Annotated in this window: 11 protein-coding genes; 5 read left to right on the forward strand and 6 right to left on the reverse strand. The window is 69.5% G+C overall.

The window, feature by feature from the left end; genetic code table 11:
* Positions 1–111: 111 nt before the first annotated feature.
* Together EDC64_RS08580 and typA are read left to right on the forward strand one after the other, a co-directional pair.
* Positions 112–357 (forward strand): hypothetical protein, encoded by a 246-nt coding sequence (locus EDC64_RS08580; protein WP_132030873.1) that lies wholly within the window; start codon positions 112–114, stop codon positions 355–357.
* Positions 358–491: 134 nt separating this feature from the next.
* A complete protein-coding gene (typA, locus tag EDC64_RS08585) occupies positions 492–2,321 on the forward strand; it encodes a translational GTPase TypA (RefSeq protein ID WP_132030874.1) in 1,830 nt (609 codons plus the stop codon).
* Positions 2,322–2,392: 71 nt separating this feature from the next.
* Here the strand turns inward: typA and paaK are convergent, their stop codons facing one another.
* The 3 genes from paaK to paaG are packed head-to-tail and all read right to left on the reverse strand — an operon-like array spanning position 2,393 to position 4,987.
* Entirely contained in the window at positions 2,393–3,721 is a 1,329-nt protein-coding gene (gene paaK, locus EDC64_RS08590; RefSeq protein WP_132030875.1) for a phenylacetate--CoA ligase PaaK, read from the reverse strand.
* A 31-nt stretch (positions 3,722–3,752) separates the two neighbouring features.
* Positions 3,753–4,202 carry a hydroxyphenylacetyl-CoA thioesterase PaaI gene (paaI, locus tag EDC64_RS08595; protein ID WP_132030876.1) on the reverse strand — a complete coding sequence of 150 codons (450 nt, stop codon included), beginning with the start codon at positions 4,200–4,202 and terminating at the stop codon, positions 3,753–3,755.
* Complete coding sequence (gene paaG / locus EDC64_RS08600) at positions 4,199–4,987, reverse strand: 2-(1,2-epoxy-1,2-dihydrophenyl)acetyl-CoA isomerase PaaG (protein ID WP_132030877.1); 789 nt, start codon at positions 4,985–4,987, stop codon at positions 4,199–4,201. The genes paaI and paaG overlap by 4 nt, the downstream gene beginning before the upstream one ends.
* Positions 4,988–5,237: 250 nt before the next feature.
* Between paaG and pcaF the strand changes: the two genes are divergently transcribed.
* From pcaF to paaZ, 3 genes are read left to right on the forward strand one after another with little or no spacing between them, the layout of a single operon-like run.
* A complete protein-coding gene (pcaF, locus tag EDC64_RS08605; RefSeq protein WP_132030878.1) occupies positions 5,238–6,446 on the forward strand; it encodes a 3-oxoadipyl-CoA thiolase in 1,209 nt (402 codons plus the stop codon).
* Between the two features lies 1 nt (position 6,447).
* Entirely contained in the window at positions 6,448–8,523 is a 2,076-nt protein-coding gene (locus EDC64_RS08610; RefSeq protein WP_132030879.1) for an FAD-dependent oxidoreductase, read from the forward strand.
* A 17-nt stretch (positions 8,524–8,540) separates the two neighbouring features.
* Positions 8,541–10,592: a phenylacetic acid degradation bifunctional protein PaaZ gene (gene paaZ, locus EDC64_RS08615; protein WP_132030880.1), complete on the forward strand. Its 2,052-nt coding sequence runs from the start codon at positions 8,541–8,543 to the stop codon at positions 10,590–10,592.
* Between the two features lie 20 nt (positions 10,593–10,612).
* Here the strand turns inward: paaZ and EDC64_RS08620 are convergent, their stop codons facing one another.
* From EDC64_RS08620 to malQ, 3 genes are all read right to left on the reverse strand, one after another.
* Positions 10,613–10,873, reverse strand: a complete 261-nt coding sequence (locus EDC64_RS08620; protein WP_132030881.1) for a hypothetical protein — start codon at positions 10,871–10,873, stop codon at positions 10,613–10,615.
* An 82-nt stretch (positions 10,874–10,955) separates the two neighbouring features.
* Positions 10,956–13,781 carry a malto-oligosyltrehalose synthase gene (treY, locus tag EDC64_RS08625; protein WP_132030882.1) on the reverse strand — a complete coding sequence of 942 codons (2,826 nt, stop codon included), beginning with the start codon at positions 13,779–13,781 and terminating at the stop codon, positions 10,956–10,958.
* On the reverse strand, positions 13,778–15,853 hold the full coding sequence (gene malQ / locus EDC64_RS08630) for a 4-alpha-glucanotransferase (RefSeq protein ID WP_245504606.1): 2,076 nt from the start codon (positions 15,851–15,853) through the stop codon (positions 13,778–13,780). The genes treY and malQ overlap by 4 nt, the downstream gene beginning before the upstream one ends.
* Positions 15,854–15,888: the final 35 nt, after the last annotated feature.

Genomic DNA, 15,888 nt, shown 5'->3' on the forward strand with positions numbered 1-15,888 from the left:
CCCCCATGTGCCAATGAACCCCCGGCCCTCGGGGCGCAAGCCCGGCGGAACCCGGCGCGGCGTGCGGGGTTGATTTTTTGGCGGCTGGGCACCGAAAAGGGAGACGACGCGATGAAGAGCGACACCGATCCGCGCAACTCCGGAGCCGTAAAGCTGCAATATTGGTCGCCGTCGCATTCGGTCAACGCACCGGATGCGTGGCCCGATCCGCTCGCCTTCGACACCGTGGAGGACGCGGTCGCCTTCGCCATGACGCAAGCGCCATTCGGGCGCGAAGTCGCTTGGCTCCGCACGCCGGAGGGCGCCGTTCTGAAGCCGGACCAGATCCGCCGGGCCTATGAGATGAAGCGGAGCTGAGCCGCGCGCCACCGCCGGGAATCGGCAGCAGGCGCGACCGCGCATTGATTCAGCGGCGCGCTCGTGTATTTTGCGCCGCAAAATGAAGCCAGCGGGCCCGAGTGTTCGGACCCGCCTTTTGCCGCTGGAATCCCATGAAGCTGCGCAACATCGCCATCATCGCCCACGTCGACCACGGCAAGACAACGCTGGTGGACGAATTGCTCAAGCAATCCGGCTCCTATCGCGAGAATCAGCGCGTCGCGGAGCGGGTGATGGATTCGAACGAGCTCGAAAAGGAGCGCGGCATCACGATCCTCGCCAAGGCCACGTCGGTGGTCTGGAAGGACACCCGGATCAACATCGTCGACACGCCGGGCCACGCCGATTTCGGTGGCGAGGTGGAGCGCATCCTCAACATGGTGGACGGCGCGATCGTGCTCGTGGACGCGGCCGAAGGGCCGATGCCGCAGACCAAGTTCGTGGTCGGCAAGGCGCTGAAGGTCGGCCTGCGCCCGATCGTGGCGATCAACAAGGTCGACCGCGCCGATGCCCGCCCGCAGGAGGTCATCAACGAGGTGTTCGACCTGTTCGCGGCGCTCGACGCCAATGACGATCAGCTCGACTTCCCGATCCTCTATGGCTCCGGCCGCAACGGCTGGATGGCGAACTCGCCGGAAGGGCCGAGCGACGAGGGCATGGCGCCGCTGTTCGACCTGGTGCTGAAGCACGTGCCGGAGCCGATGGTCGACGACGGTCCGTTCTCGATGATCGGCACGCTGCTCGAGGCCAATCCCTTCCTCGGCCGCATGATCACCGGGCGCATCACCTCGGGGACGATCCGGCCGAACCAGTCGATCAAAGTTCTCGCGCAGGACGGATCTCTGGTCGAGCAGGGCCGGGTGTCCAAGATCCTCGCCTTCCGCGGCATCGAGCGTCAGCCGATCGACGAGGGCGTGCAGGGCGACATCGTCGCCATTGCCGGCCTGTCGAAGGGCACGGTGGCGGACACCTTCTGCGACCTCGCCGTCGAGACCCCGCTGAAGGCACAGCCGATCGATCCGCCGACCGTGACCATGACCTTCATCGTCAACGATTCGCCGCTCGCCGGCACCGAGGGCGACAAGGTGACGAGCCGCGTCATCCGCGACCGCCTGTTCCGCGAAGCGGAAGGCAATGTCGCGCTGAAGATCGAGGAATCGAGCGAGAAGGATTCGTTCTACGTCTCCGGCCGCGGCGAACTTCAGCTCGCCGTGCTGATCGAGACCATGCGCCGGGAAGGCTTCGAACTGGCCGTTTCGCGCCCCCGCGTCGTGTTCGCCAAGGACGAAGCCACCGGCGAGACGCTGGAGCCGATCGAAGAAGTCCTGATCGACGTCGATGAGGAATATTCCGGCACCGTCGTGCAGAAGATGAGCGAGCGCCGTGCCGAGATGGTCGAGATGCGGCCCTCCGGCGGCAACCGCCAGCGCCTGGTCTTCTACGCCCCGACCCGCGGCCTCATCGGCTACCAGTCGGAGCTGCTGACCGATACGCGCGGCACCGCCATCATGAACCGGCTGTTCCACGAATATGCCCCGTATCGCGGCGAGATCGCCGGCCGCAACAATGGCGTGCTGATCGCCAACGAGGCGGGCGAGGCGGTGGCCTATGCGCTGTGGAACCTCGAGGATCGCGGCCCGATGATGATCGAGCCCGGCTGGAAGGTGTACCAGGGCATGCTGGTGGGCATCCACACCCGCGACAACGACCTGGAAGTGAACGTCCTGAAGGGCAAGAAGCTCACCAATATCCGGACCACCTCCAAGGACGAGGCCGTGCGTCTCACGCCGCCGATCCGTATGACGCTGGAGCGTGCGCTCGCCTGGATCCAGGACGACGAGCTGGTGGAAGTGACGCCGAAGTCGATCCGCCTGCGCAAGCGCCTGCTCGATCCCAACGACCGCAAGCGCGAAGAGCGCAAACGCGAGAGCGAACTCGCCTGAGCGCGGAACGGTGACGGCCGGGCTTCGCCCGGCCGATGCCCGCCGCGACGCGCGTGACGTCCCCCGCCGCCTCAGCTTTTGGGGCGCTTGTCGATCACCCGCTTCGCCTTGCCCATCGACCGTTCGAGCGCGCCCGGTCCCTGGACCACCACGCGCGTGGTGATGCCGATCGTATCCTTGATCCGCGACACCAGCCGCTCGGCATGGACGAAGAGGCCGTGCCCGTCCCAATGCTCGGCGCGGGCCTCGGCGATCACGGTCATCTCGTCCATCCGTCCCTCGCGGGTCAGCTCGATGAGGAAATGGCCGGCGCACCAATCGGTGGCGAGCAGCGCCTCCTCGATCTGGGTCGGGAAGACGTTGACGCCGCGCAGGATCATCATGTCGTCCGAACGGCCCGTGACCTTCTCCATCCGCCGCATGCCGGGCCGCGCGGTGCCGGGCAGAAGCCGGGTGAGGTCGCGGGTGCGGTAGCGAATGATCGGGAACGCCTCCTTGGTGAGGGAGGTGAAGACCAGTTCGCCCTTCTCCCCGTCGGGAAGCACCTCGCCCGTCTCGGGATCGATGATCTCGGGATAGAAATGGTCTTCCCAGACGTGCAGGCCGTCTTTGGTCTCGACGCATTCCTGGGCGACGCCGGGGCCGATCACTTCGGACAGGCCGTAAATGTCGGTGGCGTCCATCGCGAAGGCGCGCTCGATCTCCTCGCGCATCGCGTTGGTCCAGGGCTCGGCGCCGAAGATGCCGTATTTCAGCGAGCTTTCGCGGGGGTCGAGACCGGCTTTGGCGAAGCCGTCGAGGATCGCCAGCATATAGCTCGGCGTCACCATGATGACTTCCGGCCTGAAATCCGTGATGAGCTGCACCTGGCGTTCGGTCATGCCGCCCGACATGGGAATGACGGTGCAGCCGAGCCGCTCGGCACCGTAATGCGCGCCGAGGCCGCCGGTGAACAGGCCGTAGCCATAGGCGACGTGCACCATCATGCCCGGACGTGCACCGGCGGCGCGGATCGAGCGCGCCATGACGTCCGCCCACATGTCGATGTCGGCTTTCGTGTAGCCGACGACGATGGGCTTTCCGGTGGTGCCGGACGAGCCGTGAATCCGCGCCAGCTTCTCGCGCGGCACGGCGAACAGGCCGAACGGATAATTGTCCCGCAGGTCGGTCTTCACCGTGAACGGGAATTTCGCGAGGTCGGACAGGGTCTTGAGGTCCGAGGGGTGGACCCCTGCGGCGTCGAACTGCTGCCGGTAGAACGGCACGTTCTCGTAGGCATGGGCGAGCGACCAGGCGAGCCGCTGGCGCTGGAGCGCCATGACCTCGTCCCGCGAGGCGCGCTCGATGGCGTCGAGGCCATCCTTGAGGCTGCGGTCGAAGCGATCGGCCGGTGCCGCCATATTCATTGTCTCCTCCGCTCCTTGTGTAAATTCAGGCCTGCGGGTGCAGGATTGTGCCGCCGATGGTGCGGGAATGCCCGCGGAATTCGGCGATCAGCACCCCGTCCTGGGTGACGCTCACGTCATAGATGCCGGACCGACCGGCGCGCGTGACCTCGCGGGCCGCGGCGATCAGAATGTGGCCGCGCCGGCCGGGGCGCAGAAAGCTGATCGAGCAGTGCGCCGCAACGGTCCGCTCGTCATAGGTGTTGCAGGCGAAGGCGAAGGCGCTGTCGGCCAAAGTGAAGATGAAGCCGCCATGGGCGGTGCCGTGGCCGTTCACCATGTGCTCGGCAAGGGTCATGGCCAGAACGGCCCGGCCGGGGCCGACCTCGCGCAATTCCATGCCGAGGCCGCGGCTGGCGCCGTCGCTCTCCCACATCGCCGCGGCGCACAGGCGGGCGATCTCCTCGGGCGTGCGCAATGCGGCGGCCTCGCTCATGAGCCGCGTCCCGTGAAGGTGGGGGCCCGCTTTTCCATGAAGGCCGCGACGCCCTCCGCATAATCGGGCGAGCGCCCGGCTTCCCGCTGCAGGTCGCGCTCGAGATCGAGCTGCGCGTCCAAAGTGTTGGCGGCGGAGGCGTTGAGCGCCTGCTTGATCAGGCCGAGACCGAAGGTCGGCTGGGTCGCCAGATGGGTGCACAGCGCCTCGGCCTCACCCATCAGCGAGCCATCGTCGACCGCTTTCCAGATCATGCCCCAGGCGGCGGCCTGCTCGGCGGGCACCGGTTCGGCGAGCAAGGCCAAGGCGCGCGCCCGCGCATCGCCGATGAGACGCGGCAGGAAATAGGTGCCGCCGGAATCGGGCACCAGGCCGATCTTGGAGAAGGCCTGGATGAATTTGGCGGATCTGGCGGCCAAAACGATGTCGCAGGCGAGCGCGATGTTCGCCCCGGCACCCGCGGCCACCCCGTTCACCGCGCAGACCACCGGCTTGCCGAGCGCGCGGATCGAGCGGACGAGCGGGTTGTAGAAGGTATCGATCGTGGTGCCGAGATCGGGGGCCTCGGCGAGCCCGACCCGCGCGGAGAGATCCTGTCCCGCGCAGAAGCCGCGCCCCGCGCCGGTCAGCAGAACCGCCCGGCAATCGGCATCCGCGGCGGCCGCGTCGAGCGCGGCGCGCAGGGCGCGATGCAGGTCCTCGTTGAAGGAGTTGAGCCGGTCCGGCCGGTTCAGGGTCAGCAGGGTCCAGCCGTCGCGGCGGTCCACGAGAAGCACGCTCTCCACCCGTTTTCTCCCAGTCGGGGCCCTCAGGAGCCTCTTGAATTAACCGATCGATCGGTTAATCTTTAGCCCAAGGGGCAAGCTTGTCAACAGACGCACAATGCCCCGCGCGCAGGGAGGATGCCATGGCCGACGATTTCCGGGCGCGCGCCGGACTGCGCCCCCGCGGGCCGCACTTCGTCCTTCCAATGCCCGGCGGGATCGGGCCATCTGCGCGCCGTCTTTCGTTCGAGCCCGTTTGCGGAGAGTTTTCATGAGCCACGCTTTCATCTGCGACTTCGCGCGCACCCCGATCGGCCGCTATGCCGGCGCTCTCAAGGACGTGCGGACCGACGATCTCGCCGCGCACCCGATCCGGGTTCTGAAGGCGCGCCATCCCGGCATCGACTGGGAGGCCGTGGACGATGTGGTGATGGGCTGCGCCAACCAGGCGGGCGAGGACAATCGCGACGTCGCGCGCATGGCGGCGCTGCTCGCCGGCCTGCCGGTCAGCGCGCCGGGCACGACCGTAAACCGGCTGTGCGGTTCGGGGCTCGACGCGGTCGGGATCGGCGCCCGCGCCATCCTCACCGGCGATGCCGACCTCATCATCGCCGGCGGTGTCGAGAGCATGACGCGCGCGCCCTTCGTGATGGGCAAAGCGAGCGAGGCGTTTTCCCGTCAGGCCGAGATCTTCGACACGACCATCGGATGGCGTTTCGTCAACCCGCTGATGAAGGCGCAATACGGCGTCGATTCGATGCCGGAGACCGGCGAGAACGTGGCGGCCGACTTCCAGATCGGCCGCGCCGATCAGGATCTCTTCGCCTATCGCTCGCAGCAGCGCGCCAAGGCGGCGCAGGAGGCCGGGTTCTTCGCCCGCGAGATCGCGCCGATCGAAATCAGGGGCAAGAAGGGCGCCGTCACGGTCGTCGATACGGATGAGCATCCGCGCGGCGACACGACCCTGGAGCAGCTCGCCGCCCTGAAGACCCCCTTCCGTAAGGAGGGCGGGTCGGTGACGGCGGGCAATGCGTCCGGGGTCAATGACGGTGCCGGCGCGCTGATCCTCGCCTCCGAGGCGGCGATCGAGCGGTATGGCCTGACGCCGCGGGCGCGCGTCGTCTCGATGGTCCAGGCCGGGGTGCCGCCGCGCATCATGGGGATCGGCCCCGCGCCGGCGACCCTTAAGCTCCTGGAAAAAAACAAGCTGTCTTTGGACGATATCGACCTCGTCGAGCTCAACGAGGCATTCGCCTCGCAGGCCCTCGCGGTGCTCCGCCAGCTCGGTCTGCCGGACGATGCGGAGCATGTGAACCCGCACGGCGGGGCGATCGCGCTCGGCCATCCGCTCGGCATGTCCGGCGCGCGGCTCGCCATGACGGCGGTGAGCGCGCTCGAAGTGCGGGGCGGCCGGCGTGCGGTCGCGACCATGTGCATCGGCGTCGGCCAGGGCATCGCCGCCTTGATCGAGCGGGTGTGAGATGAGCGCCGCGCCCGTCACGATCACGCGCCACGGCGGCGTCGCCGTGGTGGAAATCGCCGCCCCGCCGGTCAATGCGCTGTCCCGCGCGGTACGCACCGGCCTTCTCGCGGCGATAGAGGCGCTCGGCGCCGATCCGGACGTCGCCGCGATCGTCCTCAGCGGCGGGCCGGGGCGCTTCATCGCCGGGGCCGACATCCGTGAGATGAGCCTGCCGCCCGACGCCCCTGTCCTGCCGGACGTCGTGGCTGCCATCGACGCCCTCGACAAGCCGGTGATCGCCGCGATCGACGGCGCCGCGCTCGGCGGAGGGCTGGAGATCGCGCTGGCCTGCGATGCGCGCATCGGCTCCGCGAAAGCGCTCCTCGGTCTGACCGAAACGCGCCTCGGCATCATTCCCGGGGCCGGCGGCACGCAGCGTCTGCCGCGCCTCGTCGGCGTGGCGGCGGCGATCGGTCTGATCTGCGCCGGGCGGGTGCTGAAGGCGCGCGAGGCGCTGGACCTGGGCGTGCTCGACGCCATCGTGGCGGGCGACCCCATCGCTGCCGCTCTGGAGCGGGCGGCGGGGCAGGTGAAGCGACGCGTCTCGGCCCTGTCGGTGCCCGACAGCGAGGACGGCGCCGAGGACGCGGCGGCGGAGTCCGCTCTCAAGGGCGCGAAGGGCGTTCCGGCGATCGCGGAGGCGATCCGGGTGATCCGTGCCGCGCGGGCCGACAGTTTCGCGGAGGGGCTCGCCCGGGAGCGCGCCGCCTTCCTCGCTTTGCGCGAGAGCCCGGAGGCGGCGGCGCTGCGCCATCTTTTCTTCGCCGAGCGCGAGGCGGCCAAGGTGCCTGGCCTCGAGGGCGCCGCGGCGCGCCCGCTGGCGACAATCGGCGTGATCGGTGCCGGCACGATGGGCGCCGGCATCGCGGTCGCGCTGCTCGATGCCGGGCTTCATGTGATCCTGGTGGAGCGCGACGCCGCGGCGGCCGAGGCCGGGGGGGCGCGCGTGCGCGGCCTCTACGATCGGCCGGTCAAGAGCGGGCGTCTGGGTAGCGAAGAAGCGGAGGCCCGGCTCGCGCGCCTCGCCCCCACCGACGATTGGGACCGCCTCGCAACGGCCGACCTCGTGATCGAGGCGGCGTTCGAGGACATGGCGGTGAAGGTCGACATCTTCCGCCGCCTCGATGCCGTCGCCCGGCCCGGCGCGGTGCTGGCCTCGAACACCTCCTATCTCGATCTCGACGCCATCGCCGCGACCACCGGCCGGCCGCAGGACGTGGTCGGCCTGCATTTCTTCGCCCCGGCCAATCTGATGCGTCTTCTCGAAGTGGTGCGGGGGGCGGCCACGGCGCCGGACGTGCTCGCGACCGCGCTGGCGCTGGCGAAGAGGATCGGCAAGCAGCCGGTGGTCGCCGGCAATTGCGACGGCTTCATCGGCAACCGGATCTATGCCGTCTATCGCCGCCATGCGGAATATCTGGTCGAGGACGGCGCGACCCCCGAGGCGGTGGACGCGGCGCTCGAGGCCTACGGCTTCGCCATGGGCATTTTCGCCGTCTCCGACATGTCCGGCCTCGACATCGCCTTCGCCATGCGCCAGCGCCGGGCGGCGACCCGCGATCCGGCCGAGCGCTATGTCGCGATTCCCGACCGGCTGTGCGCGGCCGGCCGGCTCGGCCGCAAGACCGGCGCCGGCTGGTATGCCTATGACGCGGCCGGCAAGAAATCGGTGGACCCGACGACCGGAGACATCATCGCCGCCGCACGCGCCGAAAAGGCCATCGCGCCGCGCGCCGTCTCTGCGCCGGAGATCCAGCGCCGCCTGGTCTGCGTGATGGCGAACGAGGGGGCGAAGGAATTGGAGGAGGGGATCGCGCTGCGCGCCTCCGACATCGATCTCGCCTTCGTCAACGGCTACGGCTTTCCCCGCTTGAAGGGCGGCCCGATGTTCGCCGCCGACCAGATGGGCCTTGCCGCCGTGCTCGACGAAATCGAAGCGGCCCACGCCGCCGGCGGGGCGGGTTCCGAGCCGGCCCCGCTTCTTCGCGACCTCGCCCGAACCGGCGGCAGCTTTTCCAGTTGGCGCCGCGCCTGATGCGACAGGGACAGATCATGACACGCCTCCTCGAAAGCTATGCCCGCGATGCCTGGGTCGCGCCGACCGACGGGCTGGTCGACATCCCGAGCGCGATCGACGGGCGCATCGTCGCCCGGACCTCCACCCGCGGGCTCGATTTCGGCGCCATGGTGCGCCATGCCCGCGACGTGGGCGGCCCGGCGCTGCGGGCGATGACTTTTCACGAGCGCGCCGACCGGTTGCGCGCGATCGCCAAGCATCTCGGCGAGAACAAGGAGCCGCTCTACGTCCTCTCGGCCGAGACCGGCGCCACCAAGCGGGACAATTTCTTCGATATCGACGGCGGCATCGGCACGCTGTTCGCCTATGCCTCGCGCGGGCGCCGCGAATTGCCCAGCGAGCGCTTCTTTGTGGAGGGCGCGCCCGAGGGCCTGTCCAAAGGCGGCAGCTTCGTCGGTACCCATATCCTCACGCCGCTGAACGGCGTCGCGGTTCATATCAATGCCTTCAACTTTCCCTGCTGGGGCATGCTGGAAAAGCTCGCCCCGGCCATCCTGGCGGGGGTGCCGGTCCTCACCAAGCCGGCGACTGCGACCGCTTATGTCGCCGAGGCGGTGGTGCGGCTGATCGTTGAAACCGGCCTCCTCCCGGAGGGCGCGCTGCAATTCGTCTGCGGGGCGCCGGGCGATCTGCTCGATCATCTCGGCGGCCAGGACGTGCTGTCCTTCACCGGCTCGGCCGCGACCTCGCAGGCGCTGCGCGACCATCCGGCCGTGTCGCGCAACGCGGTGCGCTTCATCGCCGAGCGGGATTCCCTGAACGCCGCCGTGCTCGGCCCCGACGCGGTCGCCGGCACGCCGGAATTCGATCTGTTCGTCAAGGAGGTGGTGCGCGAGATGACGGTCAAGGCGGGCCAGAAATGCACCGCCATCCGCCGCGTCTTCGTGCCCCGGCCGCTCGCCGATGCGGTCGGCGACGCGCTCGCTACGCAGCTCGCCGCCGTGACGGTCGGCGATCCGCGCCGCGAGGAGGTACGGATGGGGCCGCTCGCCAGCCTATCGCAGCGCGACAGCGTGCGCGCGGCGGTCGCGGAGATCGCGGGAGAGGCCGAGATCCGCTTCGGCGATCCCGAGGCCGTCTCCCCCGTCGGCGGGGACGCGGCGGCGGGCGCCTTCATGGCCCCGGTCCTTCTGACCTGCGCCGCGCCGCGGGCTGCCCGGGCGCCGCATGTGGTGGAAGCGTTCGGTCCGGTCGCGACCCTGATGCCCTATGACGGGCTCGAAGATGCGGTGGCTCTGGTGGCGATGGGGGAGGGAAGTCTCGTCGCTTCGGTTTTCACCTATGACGCGCAGGTCGCCGAGGCCCTGGTGTTCGGCATCGCCGCCTATCACGGGCGCGTTCTGGTGATCGACCGCGACTGCGCGAAGGAATCCACCGGCCACGGTTCGCCTTTGCCGGGTCTGGTCCATGGCGGCCCGGGGCGGGCCGGCGGCGGGGAGGAGATGGGCGGGCTCCGCGGCGTGTTCCATTACATGCAGCGCACCGCGCTCCAGGGCTCGCCGGCGCGCCTTGCGGCACTCACGAAAAGCTGGATCAAGGGGGCGCCCGCCCCCGCCCCGACCCAGCATCCGTTCCGGCTGACCTATGACGAGATCCGCGTCGGCGACACGGTGGAGACGCCGGCACGCACCATTTCGCTGGCGGACATCGAACATTTCGCCGAATTCACCGGCGACACCTTCTATGCCCACATGGATGAGGAGGCGGCCAAGGCCAATCCCTTCTTCCCAGGGCGGGTGGCGCACGGCTATCTCATCCTGTCATTTGCCGCCGGCCTGTTCGTCGATCCCGCACCGGGTCCGCTGCTGGCCAATTACGGGCTCGACACGCTGCGCTTCCTGAAGCCGGTCTCACCGGGCGACACGATCCGCGTGCGCCTGACGGTCAAGCAGAAGCAGTCGGCGCGCAAACCCGAATATGGCGAGGTGCGGTGGGACGCCGAGGTGTTCAACCAGGACGGTGACACCGTCGCGCGCTATGATCTCCTGACGATGAGCGCGCGCGCGGCGGCGCCGACCGCGGCCTGAGGCCTGAGGCCGCGCAGGTCTTACTCCGGCTTCTCGTGCTTGCGCACGATGGTCGGGGTGTCGCTGGCCGGGAAGGTCTGCTTCAGTTCCTCGTCAAGCCGGTCGGACTCGCGTCGCGTTTCCTCTGTGCCGTCCTTCTCCCGCGCGACTTCCGCGCCGGTGAAGCTCGACGGATTGGTTGCGGCGGGCGGATCGCTGGCCGGAAAGGTGTCCTCCAGCGCTTCATCCAAATCGCGGTCCTGTTCGGCCGCCGTACGGCCCTTCGGTGCGTTCGGTGTCATGTCTGCCTCCAGTGCGCAGCGGCTCGATGGAGCCGCGCGACGGTTCTTTTCGGAGCATGCCGGCGTCAGCCGGATGCTCCCCTTATAACGCCGGCACTGCCGCTCCGGTTTCGGCCGACGCGGCGGTGCTTCGCCCCAGAAGGGCGGCGACCGGAAGCCGCCCAAACAGCCGCGCGAGGGGAATGCGCCCCGCCGCGGGCGCGAGCCTCTCGTCGCCGAGCAGATCGTCCAGACACGCCGGCAGCCCGTTCGGCAGCACCAGCGCGGTCTCGCCCCACGCTTCGGCGGAAATCAGCGGCAGCGCCGCTCCCGGACCCAGCATGGCGGCGGCGCGCCGCGTCACCGTCACCAGCAGCACCGTCCCCGCGTGCCGACGCAGGAAAGCGAGCGCCTGCCCGGCGCCCGGACCTTCGATCGCCAAGGGTTCGTAGCTGCCATCGGCGAACAGAGCCGGGTTTGCAGCGCGCGCCTGGAGCAGCCGGGCAATCACAGCCTGCTTGATCCGCCCGTCGCGCCACGCCTCCAGAAGCGCCGCAGGCGCCGCGCCGGCCTCGAAAGCTGCGATCCGCGCGGGATAATCGACGGGCCGCCGGTTGTCGGGGTCGACCAGGCTGAAATCCCAGAACTCCGTGCCCTGATAGAGATCCGGCATGCCGGGAACGGTAAATTTGAGCACCGTCTGGGCAAGGCTGTTCACCGCGCCGGCCGGGGCGAGGCGCGTCGCGCATTCGGCGATCGCGGCGCGTGCGCTCTCGCCTTCCGGTGCGGTCATGAGGTCGGAGAGGAAGCCGGCGCACGCGCCCTCGTAGACCGTGTCGGGGAAGATCCAGTTGGTGTGCACCTTGGCTTCCCGCATCGCCTTGAGCTGCCAGCCAGCCACCCGCTCGGCATAGGCGGCGAGCCCGGCGGCGTCGTCGGGGGAAAGCGTGGGCGGCCAGGCGCCGATCAGTGTCTGGAGCAGCATCACCGCGTCCGCCGGGGCGGGCGCCGATCCGCTGGGCAGCGCGCGCCGGAGCGGTTCCACGAGGGTCCGGAGCTCTTCGAGCATCCCAGACCATTCGTTCGGGATTTCGCTCAGCACGGCCAGCCGCATGCGGGCATCCTCGCCGCGCTTGTGGTCGTGGGTCGCGGTGGCGAGCATCGCCCCCGGGAAGCGGGTGGCGCGGGCGGTGGCGGCGGCGTGGAAGCCGCTGGGCGAAAGCCCCATCTGCGCCGGGTCCGAACCGACTTCGTTGCGCGAGAGCAGGCGCCCATAGCGATAAAACAGCGTGTCCTCGACCGATTTCGCGGCGATCGGGGCGGTGAGCTGCTGGAATTTGGCGATGGCATAGCCCCGTGTGCCGGCCTCAAGAACGTCGCCGAGCCCGCGCTGGGCCTCGCCGCCGAGCCACCCGTCGATCAGATCGAGCACCGGATGGTCGATCGGTGGCAGACGGCGGCGCGCCTGGGCGAGGGCGGCGGAGAGATAGGTCCAGTCCTGGTCAGAACGGCCCGATGCGTCGACATAGGTCCGGTAGACCGGGAAGGCGACGACAAGCTCGTTCAGCGCGCGGCGGATTGCGGCGAGAGTGATGTCGCGGGTGTCGAGATCCTCGCGGGCGACCCGATGAAACGCGCGGGTGGCGGTCTGCATCTCGGCGCCGAATCCGTCGCGCAGGACCTGCCGCCGCGCGGCTTCGAGCTGCGCGCCATAGGGCGTCGCATCGCCGGTGGCCCGGCTCCACACCAGATCGAGGGCTTCGTCGGCGTCCGGATCGTGCAGCACCGCGCCGACCTCGTCCATGAAATCGTAGCCGGTGGTGCCGTCGACCTGCCAGCCGTCCGGGAGGGGTTCGCCCTGATGCAGGATCTTCTCCACCACGAGATAACCGCCGGGGGGCGCATCGTGCGGCCGTTTCGCGTCGAGCTGGTCGAGCCGGCGCCGAAGCCGGCGGCAATAGGCGGCGGGATCGGAGATGCCATCCACATGATCCACGCGGAAGCCGTCGACGAGCCCGTCGGCATAGAGCCGGAACACCAGCGCATGCGCCTGCTCGAACACCTCCTGACGCTCCACCTGGACGCCGGCGAGCTCAGTGATGTCGAAGAAGCGCCGCCAATTGAGATCGTCGTTCGCCGTGCGCCACCAGGCGAGGCGGAAATTCTGCTTTTCCAGCAGCAGATGCAGCCGTCTGCACCCGTCCGGCGCCGTGGCGTCGTGGGCTGCGATCACCGGCGCGAGCCAGTCGACGCCGGCATCGGCGACCCGCATCGCCAGCCGTTCCTTCAGTTGCAGCGCTTCCGCCTTGCCGGCGCGCTCGGCCGGCACCGCCGCGAAGGCGTCGCGCAGCGGCACGAGGTCGGGCATGTCGGCGGCCGCGAGCACCTCGCCGTAGAGGCGCGGGCAGATCGGGAAGACGTGGTCGTAATGGCGCGCCTGGAACTCGCCGCGCTCGGCGTCGTAGGCGAGCGTAATGGTGCCGTCGCGCAGCGCGTTGCCATAGGGCGCACCGAGGACGGGGACCAGAACTTTGCCTACGAGGGCGGCGTCGGCGGGTGTCCAATTGATGTCGAACACATCCGCATAGGCGCTCTCGCGCCCCCATTCGAGAACGTCGAGCCAGACCCGATTGTCGGGGCCGCCGACACCCATATGGTTCGGCACGATGTCGAGGATCAGCCCCATGCCCCGGCCGCGCAGCTTCGCCACCAGCCGGCCGAGCGCCGCTTCCCCGCCGAGTTCGGGATCCAACGTGCCGTGATCCACGGTGTCGTAGCCGTGATTCGAGCCCGGCCGCGAGGTCAGGAGCGGCGAGGAATAGATGTGGCTGATCCCGAGGTCGGCGAAATAATCCACCAGCGGGATCGCCGCATCGAGCGGAAAGTCGCGATGGAATTGCAGGCGCACGGTGGCGCGCGGCGTCCTCATGGCTGTTTCCGGACTGCGTCGAGACGGGCGAGGCGTTGCTGCACGGACGGATCCTCGAGCAGATCGGCCGCCTGGGGGCCAAGCCGCCGGCGCCAATTGGGATGTTCGTCGATGGTGCCCGGAAGATTCGGCTGCTCCTCCAGCGCCAGTGCGTCTTCGATCGGGATCACGACGAGGGGCGCCGGTGTCCGGCCGATGAAAGACAAGGCGGCGTCCACGACCCGTTCCGGATCTTCGGGCGGCGCATCCGGGTCGGCATCGTCCGGAGCGATCGCCTGCCAGATCGCCCGCCGGTCGCGCCCGCGCGCCTCGCGCTCGGTGCGCTCGGTCTGCCCCTCGCCGACAATGCCGAGGGGGACACGCCAGTCGATGTCGCGGCCCTTCCACCAGCCGGCGACCGTCGGCAGATCATGGGTGCCGGTGACGGCGATGGCGTCGCGGTCGTAATCGGCGGCGCGCGCGAACCGGTCCTCGTGCCGCTCGAACCACAGGACCCGCATGCCCAGAATGCCGCGTGCCGCCAGCCGTGCGCGGAAGCCCTCCGGCACCGTGCCCAGATCTTCGCCGATGAGGATCGCCCGGTGGCGATGGGATTCGAGCGCGACCAGCCGGGCGAGATCCTCGAACGGATAGGCGAGATAGGCGCCCTGCGTCGGCGGAAACCCCTCGGGTACCAGCCAGAGCCGCATCAGGCCCATAATGTGGTCGATGCGAACCCCGCCGGCATGGCCCATCACCGCCCGCAGCATGTCGCGGAAGGCGGCGAAGCCGGTTTGCGCGAGGGCGCGCGGCGAGAAGGCGGCGAGGCCCCAGCTCTGGCCGAGCGCGTTCAGCAGATCGGGGGGCGCACCGACCGAGAGCCCGATCAGCATGTCGGCCTGCCGGCTCCAGGCCTGGCTGCCGCCGCCGTCGGTGCCGACCGCGAGATCGCTGATCAGGCCGATCGGCATGCCGGCCGCCCGCGCCGCATCCTGGGCCTGGCCGAGGCTGCGGTCGGCGACCCATTGCAGGAAGGCGTGAAAGCCGACCGCCTCGGGATTCTGGCGCGCGAAGCCGGCGACCGCGTCGCTGCGCGGGTCGGAAAGACCGCCGCCCCAGGTCCGCCAGTTCCATTGCGTCGGGTCGGCCGAAAATTGCGCGGCGTGGATCGCCTCGAACCGGGCGTGATCTTCCAGCGCCGGCCCGTTGCGTGTTCGGAAGGCGGCGAAGTCGTCCGCGAGACCCGCCATGCGCGGCAGCGCATCCTGGTAGAGGCGCCGCAGGATCGCATATTTCAGCGGGGCAGCGGCCGGCCAATCCACCATATGAGCACGTTCCAGGCTCGCCACCTCGGCGCCGCAGCCGAGGGCGGCGATCGCCGCGTCGACGGGCGGGCCGCCGAACACGACGTGCGGATCGGCATGGAGGGGGTTGAGGAACTGGCGGCTGGAGGGCGCATAGGGGCTGAAATGATGCGGATCGGCGGGGAAGCCGGCATGGACCGGGCTCATGACCAAGCCCGCCGCGCCGGCATTTGCCGCCTTCACGGCGAGTTGGGACAAAGCGGAGAAGTCGCCGATGCCGCAATCGCCGCTGCGGCGCAGGGCGTAGATCTGCACCGCCAGCGCCCAAAGCCGGCCCGCATCGCTGCCGGCGGCATCCGCGATCGAGAAACAGCGTGCAGGCGCGACGGCGAGCACCGTCCCTTGTCCGGCCATTTCGATCGTGTGATAGCCGGGGACGTCGAGGGCGGGCAAATGCAGATGGCCGGACTCGACCTCCGCCTCGCCGTCGATCACGCCCCCGCCCTCGAGCGCGATGCGATAGCGCAGGCGCCCGGTTGCACCGGACACTGGCAGGAGGACCGGTGCGCCGGCGTCGGCGGTGACGAGCGGCGGCAGGGCGCCCGCGTGCTCACCTGCCGCGCGCTCGATGCTGTCGGCAAGGTCCGAGGGACTGGCGGCGGGCAGGCCCAAAGCGGCCAGAATCGCCCTCAGTGCATCCGGCGGCACCGTCTGCGGCCGCCCGAAGGCGTCGTGCCAGTGGGGGGAAATGCCGGCGCGACCGGCCAAGTGCATCAGCGCGTCGTCCATGCGCAGCCTCTCACGAACCAGAAGGAAAGGGACCC

The organism is Aquabacter spiritensis (genome assembly GCF_004346185.1).
In the GTDB taxonomy this organism is placed as follows: domain Bacteria; phylum Pseudomonadota; class Alphaproteobacteria; order Rhizobiales; family Xanthobacteraceae; genus Aquabacter; species Aquabacter spiritensis.

Coding starts and splice junctions, on each gene's coding strand:
- EDC64_RS08580 (WP_132030873.1), top strand. CDS start 112: ATGAAGAGCGACACCGATCCGCGCAACTCCGGAGCCGTAAAGCTGCAA.
- typA (WP_132030874.1), top strand. CDS start 492: ATGAAGCTGCGCAACATCGCCATCATCGCCCACGTCGACCACGGCAAG.
- paaK (WP_132030875.1), bottom strand. CDS start 3,721: ATGGCGGCACCGGCCGATCGCTTCGACCGCAGCCTCAAGGATGGCCTC.
- paaI (WP_132030876.1), bottom strand. CDS start 4,202: ATGAGCGAGGCCGCCGCATTGCGCACGCCCGAGGAGATCGCCCGCCTG.
- pcaF (WP_132030878.1), top strand. CDS start 5,238: ATGAGCCACGCTTTCATCTGCGACTTCGCGCGCACCCCGATCGGCCGC.
- EDC64_RS08610 (WP_132030879.1), top strand. CDS start 6,448: ATGAGCGCCGCGCCCGTCACGATCACGCGCCACGGCGGCGTCGCCGTG.
- paaZ (WP_132030880.1), top strand. CDS start 8,541: ATGACACGCCTCCTCGAAAGCTATGCCCGCGATGCCTGGGTCGCGCCG.
- EDC64_RS08620 (WP_132030881.1), bottom strand. CDS start 10,873: ATGACACCGAACGCACCGAAGGGCCGTACGGCGGCCGAACAGGACCGC.
- treY (WP_132030882.1), bottom strand. CDS start 13,781: ATGAGGACGCCGCGCGCCACCGTGCGCCTGCAATTCCATCGCGACTTT.
- malQ (WP_245504606.1), bottom strand. CDS start 15,853: ATGGACGACGCGCTGATGCACTTGGCCGGTCGCGCCGGCATTTCCCCC.